Annotated in this window: 8 protein-coding genes; 7 read left to right on the top strand and 1 reads right to left on the bottom strand. The window is 69.3% G+C overall.

Annotated features, from left to right (window positions below; genetic code table 11):
* The 4 genes from OXS49_RS23500 to OXS49_RS23485 form a co-directional block, all read left to right on the top strand.
* The coding region (locus tag OXS49_RS23500; RefSeq protein ID WP_346016970.1) for an ATP-binding cassette domain-containing protein at positions 1–1688 on the top strand (1688 nt) is incomplete at its 5' end.
* Entirely contained in the window at positions 1681–2412 is a 732-nt protein-coding gene (locus tag OXS49_RS23495) for an ABC transporter ATP-binding protein (protein WP_267427058.1), read from the top strand. The genes OXS49_RS23500 and OXS49_RS23495, both read left to right, overlap by 8 nt.
* A gap of 3 nt (positions 2413–2415) precedes the next feature.
* Positions 2416–3339 carry a DUF1028 domain-containing protein gene (locus tag OXS49_RS23490; protein ID WP_267427057.1) on the top strand — a complete coding sequence of 308 codons (924 nt, stop codon included), beginning with the start codon at positions 2416–2418 and terminating at the stop codon, positions 3337–3339.
* Entirely contained in the window at positions 3332–4735 is a 1404-nt protein-coding gene (locus OXS49_RS23485; RefSeq protein ID WP_267427056.1) for an amidase, read from the top strand. Before OXS49_RS23490 ends, OXS49_RS23485 begins: the two co-directional genes overlap by 8 nt.
* An 18-nt stretch (positions 4736–4753) precedes the next feature.
* On the opposite strand, the gene OXS49_RS23480 is transcribed toward OXS49_RS23485, so the two are convergent.
* Complete coding sequence (locus tag OXS49_RS23480) at positions 4754–5002, bottom strand: hypothetical protein (protein WP_267427055.1); 249 nt, start codon at positions 5000–5002, stop codon at positions 4754–4756.
* Positions 5003–5384: 382 nt separating this feature from the next.
* On the opposite strand from OXS49_RS23480, the gene OXS49_RS23475 reads away from it, so the two are divergent.
* From OXS49_RS23475 to OXS49_RS23465, 3 genes are read left to right on the top strand one after another with little or no spacing between them, the layout of a single operon-like run.
* On the top strand, positions 5385–6980 hold the full coding sequence (locus OXS49_RS23475; protein WP_267427054.1) for a flavin monoamine oxidase family protein: 1596 nt from the start codon (positions 5385–5387) through the stop codon (positions 6978–6980).
* A complete protein-coding gene (locus OXS49_RS23470; protein WP_267427053.1) occupies positions 6977–7420 on the top strand; it encodes a cytochrome c in 444 nt (147 codons plus the stop codon). Before OXS49_RS23475 ends, OXS49_RS23470 begins: the two co-directional genes overlap by 4 nt.
* A complete protein-coding gene (locus tag OXS49_RS23465; protein ID WP_267427052.1) occupies positions 7417–7938 on the top strand; it encodes a RidA family protein in 522 nt (173 codons plus the stop codon). The genes OXS49_RS23470 and OXS49_RS23465 overlap by 4 nt, the downstream gene beginning before the upstream one ends.
* Positions 7939–8189: the final 251 nt, after the last annotated feature.

Here is an 8189-nt window from a genome sequence, read left to right as displayed (position 1 = left end):
CGGCCGTCCTCGACACCTTCGCGGTCAACGTCCTGACCCGCTCGATGATCTACGCGGTGCTGGCCGTCACGGTGGACCTGCTCTGGGGCTTCGCCGGGATCCTGACCTTCGGGCAGGCCGCCTTCTTCGGCGTCGGCGCCTACGCCACCGCGATGATCCTGACCGCCCTCGGTGCCACGCCGGCGGGCCTTGCGGCGGCCCTCGCCACCGCCATTGCGGCACCGGCGCTCCTCGGCCTCGTGGTCGGTTGGCTGTCCTTCTATCACCGCTCGACGCCGCTCTACGCCTCGGTGATCTCGCTGGTCGTCCCGATCGTCGTGGTGCAGCTGATCTATGCCGGCGGGGAATCGACCGGGTCCAGCAGCGGCCTCGTCGGCTTCGACGTGCTGCCCTTGGAGATCGAGGGCTATTTCCGCCTCGCGGCGCTGGTCCTGGTCCTCGTCACGCTGGTGGCCTGGATCCTTGTGCGCTCGGATGCCGGGCGCGCCCTGGTGGCGCTCCGGGACAACGAGGCGCGCTGCGCCTATCTCGGCCTCAACCCCCGGCGCCTCCAGATCCTGCTGACCGCGGCTCTGGCCGCCGTCGCGGGGCTCGCCGGCTTCCTGTTCGCCAACGCTTCGGGCGTCGTCGCCCCGGAGAATGCCGGCTTCCTGTTCGGCACGGAACTCGTGATCTGGGTGGCCCTCGGCGGCCGCGGCACGCTGCTCGGCCCGGTGCTCGGCACCATCGCCATCGACTACCTCGCGGCGAACCTCTCGGGAGACCTGCCATTCCTCTGGCAGCTCCTGCTGGGCACGGCCTTCGTCATCATCATCATCCTGTTGCCGGGCGGCCTTGCCGACCTCGTCGGCCGCCTGTGGCGGGTTCTGCCGATCGGCCGCCGAACCAGAGCGGCGCCGCACCTCGTGGCCCGGGTCGCCGCGCCCGAGGCGGCCGGGACCGGCGTCCCGATCCTCAAGGTCGAGAATCTCGCCAAGGCCTACGGCGCCCTGACGGTGCTGGAGGGCATCGACCTGGAGATCCGGGCGGGCGAGCTCGTCAGCCTCGTCGGTCCCAACGGCGCCGGAAAAACCACGCTGATGCGCTGCCTCAGCGACGGCACCGAGCCGTTCACGGGGGCGGTCGCGATCGGTGGCACCGCGATCACCGGGCTGACGCCCAACCGGATCGTCGGCCTCGGGGTCGGGCGCAAGTTCCAGGTGGCGAGCGTGTTCGAGAGCCTGTCGGTGGCCGATTGCCTCCGGCTCGCCCGGGCACCGCATGACGGGCTGAGCCCGGTCGGGCAGGCCGAGACGCTCGGCCTGCCGCAGGCCGCCCTCGACGTGCTGCGGATGACCGGCCTCGACCACCTGCTGACGCAGCCGACGCGCCTCCTCTCCCATGGCCAGAAGCAGGCGCTCGAACTCGCCATGGTAGTGGCGCTGGAGCCGCGCCTGATCCTGCTGGACGAGCCCACCGCGGGCCTGACCAAGGCCGAGCGCACCACCATCGGGACAGTCCTCAAGGCGCTCACCACCGGACGCGGCATCGCCGCCGTGCTGGTCGAGCACGACCTCGATTTCGTGCGGGAGATTTCTTCGCGGATCGTGGTGCTGCACCAGGGCCGGCTGGTTCTCGACGGAACGGTCGAAGCGGTGGTCGGCTCCGAACTGGTCCGGACGATCTATTCGGGAGGCGCCCATGGCTGAGGCAGCACGGCACGGTGCACCGATGGAGGCCGCCCTCGCCCTCGAACGGGTGTCGAGCGGCTACGGCGCCGTCTCCATCGTGAAGGACGTGTCCCTGTCGGTCGGGCAGGGGGAGATCGTGGCGCTGCTGGGCAAGAACGGCATGGGCAAGACCACCCTGCTCAAGACCATCCTGGGCATCGTGGCCCTGCGCGGCGGAGCCATCACGATCGGCGGACAGGCGCTCGCCGGCCTCACGCCCGCCCGGCTCGTGGCGCTCGGCCTCGGCTATGCGCCCCAGGAGCAGCCCCTGTTCCAGGATCTGTCGATCCGCGACAACCTGCGCCTCGCCGTGCCGTCCGACCGGATGCTGCCGGCGGCGCTGGAGCGTCTGTTCGGCCACTTTCCCTTCCTGAAGGACCGGCTGGCCCAGCGCGCCGGCACCCTCTCTGGGGGCGAGCAGAAGATGCTGATCCTCAGCCGCGCCCTGATGCTGCGTCCGCGCCTCCTCCTGATCGACGAGATCTCCGAGGGGGTGCAGCCGTCGATGGTCGCGCGCCTGCGCGGCGTGCTCCAGGCCGAGCGGGCGGCGGGCGTCTCCATGCTGGTGGTGGAGCAGCACGTCGCCTTCGCGCTGGGGCTGGCCGACCGCTACGCGGTGCTCAAGCTCGGCGAGATCGTGGATAGCGGCCCCGCCCGGGCACCGGACGCGCAGGCCCGCGTGATCGACCATCTGGCGGTGTGAGCCATGAGCGAACTCAACACCTTCTCGATCGCCGCCCGCTGCCCGCGGACCGGGCAGCTCGGCGTCGCGGTGGCGAGCGCGGTGCCGGCGGTGGGCGGGCTCTGCCCGTATCTCCGGGCGGGGATCGGGGCCGTCACCACCCAGTCCTGGGTCAATCCCTACCTCGCCGCGCGCATCCTCGACGGTCTCGGGGCGGGGCTCGGCCCCGATGCGGCGCTCGCAGCGGCACTCGCCACCGACGACCGGCCGGACCTGCGCCAGCTCGGGCTCGTCGACGGGCACGGGATGGCCGCAGCCTGGACCGGGGCCGGTTGCACAGCGGAGGCCGGGCACCGCACGGGCCCGGGCTACGCCGTCCAGGGCAACATGCTGACGGATCCCGGCGTAATCGACGCCATGGCGCGGGCCTTCGAGGAAAGCGCCGGGCACGATCTCGACGAGCGGCTGATGCGCGCCCTGGAGGCCGGTGACGCGGCCGGCGGCGACAAGCGCGGCAAGCAGTCCGCGGCCCTCAAGATCGTCGCCCGGGAGGATTATCCCTCCCTCGATCTGCGGGTCGACGAGCACGCCGAGCCCGTCGCCGAACTCCGCCGGATCCTCGGCGTCGCCCGGTGCCAGCTCGTGCCGTTCGTGGCGGGCATGCCGCGCAAGGACGGGCCCGCGGGGGCGCTGCCGGAAGCAGTCTCCGCGATGCTGCTCCGGCCGCCCGGGGAGCGGCCCGGTTCGGCGCCGGCCGACATCTCGGACCTCCTATCCGACGTCATCGGGCTGCCCCCGGAGGCAGCCGAGCGAATGGCGCACCTGCAAGCGCAGTTCGCGCCGGTCCTGGCCGAGATCAGGACCCTGCGCGCCCTCGACCTCACGCAGGTCCATCCGGCCATCCTGTTCGATCCGAGTCTGCCCTATCGCGGGGTGCCCCATGAGTGACGCCCTGTGGCAGCTGCCGATCACGGAGCTCGCCCGGCGGATCGCGTCGCGAAAACTGTCGAGCGTCGAACTCGTCGGCGCCGCGCTCGACCGGATCCGGCGCCTCGACGGCGACCTCCAGAGCTTCGTGGCCCTCTCGTCCACCGCCCTCGACGCGGCGCGCGCCGCCGATGCGGAAATCGCCCGGATGGGTCCGCGCAGCCCGCTCCACGGGATCCCGATCGGCATCAAGGACAATTATACGACGGCCGAGCTGCCGACCCGGGCCGGAACGGCGGTGGACAGCCTCACCTTCCCGCAGGAGGACAGCCACGCCGTGTCGCGGCTCCGCGCAAGCGGCGCGGTGATCCTCGGCAAGACGCGGATGCACGAATTCGCCTGGGGCATGGTCACGCCGCCGACCCGCAACCCCTGGGACCGCGACCGGGTGCCCGGCGGATCGAGCGGTGGTTCGGCAGCCGCGGTGGCGGCCCGGCTCTGTCCGGCGGCGCTGGGCTCGGATACCGGCGGCTCCATCCGGATTCCGGCCGCCCTGTGCGGCATCGTCGGCCTCAAGCCGACCTTCGGCCGGATCGGCCGCTCGGGGATCGTCCCGCATTCCTGGTCCCTCGACCATGCCGGTCCGCTGACCCTGACGGTGGCCGATGCGGCGCTCCTGCTGCAGATCCTCGCCGGCCCCGATCCGGGCGATCCGGCCGCCGCCGCGGTCCCGGTGCCGGATTACGGGGCCGGACTCGACCAGACGCTGCAGGGCCTGCGGGTCGCGGTGATCCGCAACCACTTCTTCGAGATCATCGACGACGACGTCTTCGAAGCAGTCGAGGCGGCGATCCGGTTCTTCGCCGGGCAGGGCTGCACGGTGCGGGACGTCGCGGTGCCGTCTTTGCGGTTCGGGCTCGGCGCAATCTACGCCATCGAGCTGGCCTCCTCGACGGCCTACCACGACCGGAATCTGGCGCAGGGCCACGTCGCGGGCTTTGCGGAGGATGTCCGCGACCTCGTGGAGATGGGCCGCTTGGTGACCGGCCCGGACTACCTGCGGGCCGAGCAGGCGCGGGCGTTGATCATGGCCGAGATGGCCGCCGTGCTGGAGGAGGCCGATGTGATCGTCACCCCCACCGCACCCCTGACCGCATGGCGGGCCGACGAGACCTCCGTCACGATTGCCGGGCGGCGGGAGAGCGTTTTGGCGGCGTCCTGGCGCCTGACCTACCCGTTCAATCTCACCGGGCTCCCGGCGATCGCGGTGCCCTGCGGCTTCGACCGGCGATCCCTGCCGATCAGCCTGCAGATCGCCGCGCGGCCTTTCGCCGAGGCCCTGCTCCTGCGGTTCGCACATCAGTACGAGCGGGCGCATGACTGGTGGCGCCGGATCCCTCTTGCGCCGGATCCGTGACGCCGGCGCAGGCGCGCCTCAAGGCCTGGACCGTCCCGCGAGGGATTTCAGTGCGGCGATGAGTTGTTTCTCGAAAAGCGGCGCCGAGCCGTCGTAAAACTCCGGGTCGAATGCATGTTTCGCGTTCATGACCGAGGACGCGCTCTGCACCGCGATCGGGCGACTTGCCTCGCCAAACGGGCCTGAGCCGGACCCGCCATAGCCGTCGTTGCAAGCGTGGCGGGCGCGGCGGATTTCATCCTTATTCGACCCATCGATCCACCGCATCGTGGAAGGCTACAGGCTGCTGGGGCCGCGAAAATCCTCATGCCGCGCCGAGAAAATTATGGTCTCCCGCACAAAGACTGCGCCGGATCGCCCTTGAACAGACGGTGTAAGCGACCGCAGCCGGCACGATCGGGCACGACGGTGACGGGCACGGCTTTTTGGAGGACACATAGCACCAAAGTAGACCGTATTTTTCCCGTATTACATAATATTGGAAAGCAACATTCAGCCTAAGTTTTGTAAAATGTTTGAAAATATCGGGGTAATTAGCAGCCGTTGTACAGAACCGATCGATCTTCCACTTTAAATGATACCATCTGGCCCCGGTTTTGCTTTGCATTCCGCGCCCTTGACTCATCCGAAATAGGAGGCGGCAAGCGAGATGGCAGAGGCATCGGGTTTGAGTCGGCGAAAGCTGATCGCCATGATCGGGGCGGCCGCCGGAAGTGCAGCTGCCTATCAGGTCATGACCAGCCTCGGGTTCGCCGAGGAATCGCCCTATCGTGGTCCGATCCGGCTCGACGGCGATCCCAAGGGCGCCTCGGTCCTGATCCTGGGGGCCGGCCTCGCGGGCATGACGGCCGCACTCGAGTTGCACCGGGCCGGGTACCAAGTCCAGATCCTCGAATACAACATCCGGGCCGGCGGCCGGAACTGGTCACTGCGAGGCGGCGATACCTACACCGAACTGGGCGGCGCCGTGCAGCGCTGCGAGTTCGAGACCGGCCTCTATCTCAATCCCGGCCCGTGGCGGATCCCCTATCACCACCACGGCGTCCTCGATTACTGCCGACGCCTCGGGGTCGCCCTGGAGCCGTTCATTCAGCTCAACCACAACGCCTATGTCCACAACACAACGGGCTTCGGGGGGGCGCCGCAGCGAATCCGCACGGTCAAGACCGATTTCGACGGCGCCACCGCGGAGCTTCTGGCCAAGGCGACCCGTAAGGGCGCGCTCGACGCGCAGGTATCCAAGGACGATCAGGAGATCCTCATCGAGGCCCTGCGGTCGCTCGGCGGCCTGGACAAGGATCTCACCTATCGCGCCGGTGACGCGTCATCGGAGTTCCGCGGCTACGCCCGCGATCCCGGCGGCGGGCTCTCGGCGCGCCCGGTCGACGGCGCGCCGATGGGACTCCACGACATCCTGACCTCGCGGCTGTGGCGCGGCCTGCAGAACTTCCTGCTGTACGAGTTCCAGACCACGATGTTCCAGCCGGTCGGCGGCATGGGCCGCATCGGTGAGGCCTTCGCCCGCGCCCTGCCGCCCGAGACCATCCGGTACGGCGCGAAGGTGATCGAGATCGCCCAGGACGGTCACAGCGTCACGGCCACCTACCAGGATACGCGCCAGGGCGGCGCGGTCCGGCAGGTCCAGGCGGATTGGTGCGTCTGCGCCCTGCCGTTGACGGTCCTGAGCCAGATCCCGACCCAGGTCGGCGCGACGATGAAGGCGGCGATCGACGCGGTAACCTACGCCGCGTCCGTGAAGATCGGGTTGCAGTTCAAGCGGCGATTCTGGGAGGAGGACGAGCACATCTTCGGCGGCATCTCCTACACCGATCTGCCGATCCGCCAGATCAGCTATCCATCGACCGGCTACAATACCGGCGGCAAGGGCGTGCTGCTCGGCGGCTACACCTGGAACGGGCCCGGCTCCTACGAATTCACCGCCATGAGCCCCGCCGAGCGGGTGCGCCGCGCCGTCGCGTACGGAAGCCAGATCCACCCGCAATACCGCACCGAGTTCGAGACCGGCATCGCGGTCGCCTGGCACCGCGTGCCGTTCACGCTGGGCTGCGCCGGCGATTGGACCGACGCGGCGCGCGCGGAGCATTACGACAACCTCTGCGCCCTCGACGGGCGGATCATGCTCGCCGGTGAGCACGCCTCCTACATCCCGGCCTGGCAGGAGGGCGCGATCCTCTCGGCGCTCGATGCGGTTTCGCGGCTCCACAAGAGGGTCCTGGCAGCATGAGCGGCGTCTTCGTATCCCGAACGATCGCCGGAGCGGTCGCAATCGCACTGATCCTGGCGACACGCGTCGGCGCCTCTGCGCAGGAGCCAGCCACCAAAGCGGCGCTACCGTCGGCCGGGCCCGCGATGAGCGTCGGCAAGAGCTTCACCGCGGTTGGGGGCGAGGCTCTTTACGCCCAGGTCTGCGCCGCCTGCCATCAGGCGGACGGGGAGGGCGCGGTCGGTGCGGCGTCCTACCCGGCGCTCACGCATAACGCGCGGCTCGCGGCGGCGGGCTATTCGGTCACGATCCTGGTGCGCGGCCTGCGCGGCATGCCGCCGATCGGACGCATGATGACCGACACACAGGTGGCGGAGGTCGTGAACTACGTCCGCACGCATTTCGACAATCATTACGACGACGCGATCACCCCCGAGGATGTGAAGGCAGCACGGCCATGATCGGACACACCCTGATGAAGCAGACGGTGATCCCCGGCTCCCTGGCGCTCGCGCTGGCCCTGACGGCCGGGCCGGGCCGCGCCGCGGAGGACATCGTCCGGCACCCGATCCCGGGCTCGGACTTTCCGATCTCGGAAGCGATCGAGGTGCCGGCAGGCCACGCGACGGTCTATCTCAGCGGCTTCGGGCCTGCGGTGGCGGACCCCAAGGCCGAGAAGAACACGCTCGCCGCCTTCGGCGACACACGCACGCAGACGGCCTCGACCCTGGCGTCGATCGAGGCTGCGCTCAAACGGCAGAACCTGTCGCTGCGCGACGTGGTGAAGATGACGGTCTTTCTGGTCGGCGACCCGGCCAAGGGCGGCCGGATGGATTTCGCCGGCCTGATGGACGCCTACCGAGAACGGTTCGGGACGCCGTCCCAGCCGAACCTACCGGTCCGCTCGGCGCTCCAAGTCGCGGCGCTGGCCAATCCGGGATGGCTCGTCGAGATCGAGGTCACCGCCATCCGGCCGTGACCGGCGGTTGAACCGAAATTGAATTACCCACTCCGTCATTCCGAGGCCGCTTGCGGACCCTGGAATGCGGAGCGGGCGACGGGATTACATTTACAGTTTCGTTTGCGCGAGGTTCTGAGGCTCTTCATCGCCAAGATTTGCGCCTCATGGACCTCGCAAACCGCGATCGAGGCGACGCGCCATTTGGCTATTGCATGCTTGTCGCCATGCCGTAGCCTCATCCGGCCCGGTCCGGTCGTCGCGCGGCCGTC

Source organism: Methylobacterium sp. GC_Met_2 (assembly GCF_026540795.1).
In the GTDB taxonomy this organism is placed as follows: Bacteria; Pseudomonadota; Alphaproteobacteria; order Rhizobiales; family Beijerinckiaceae; genus Methylobacterium.
Note: the sequence above shows the minus strand (reverse complement) of the source record. Positions and strands in the feature narration are given on the sequence as shown.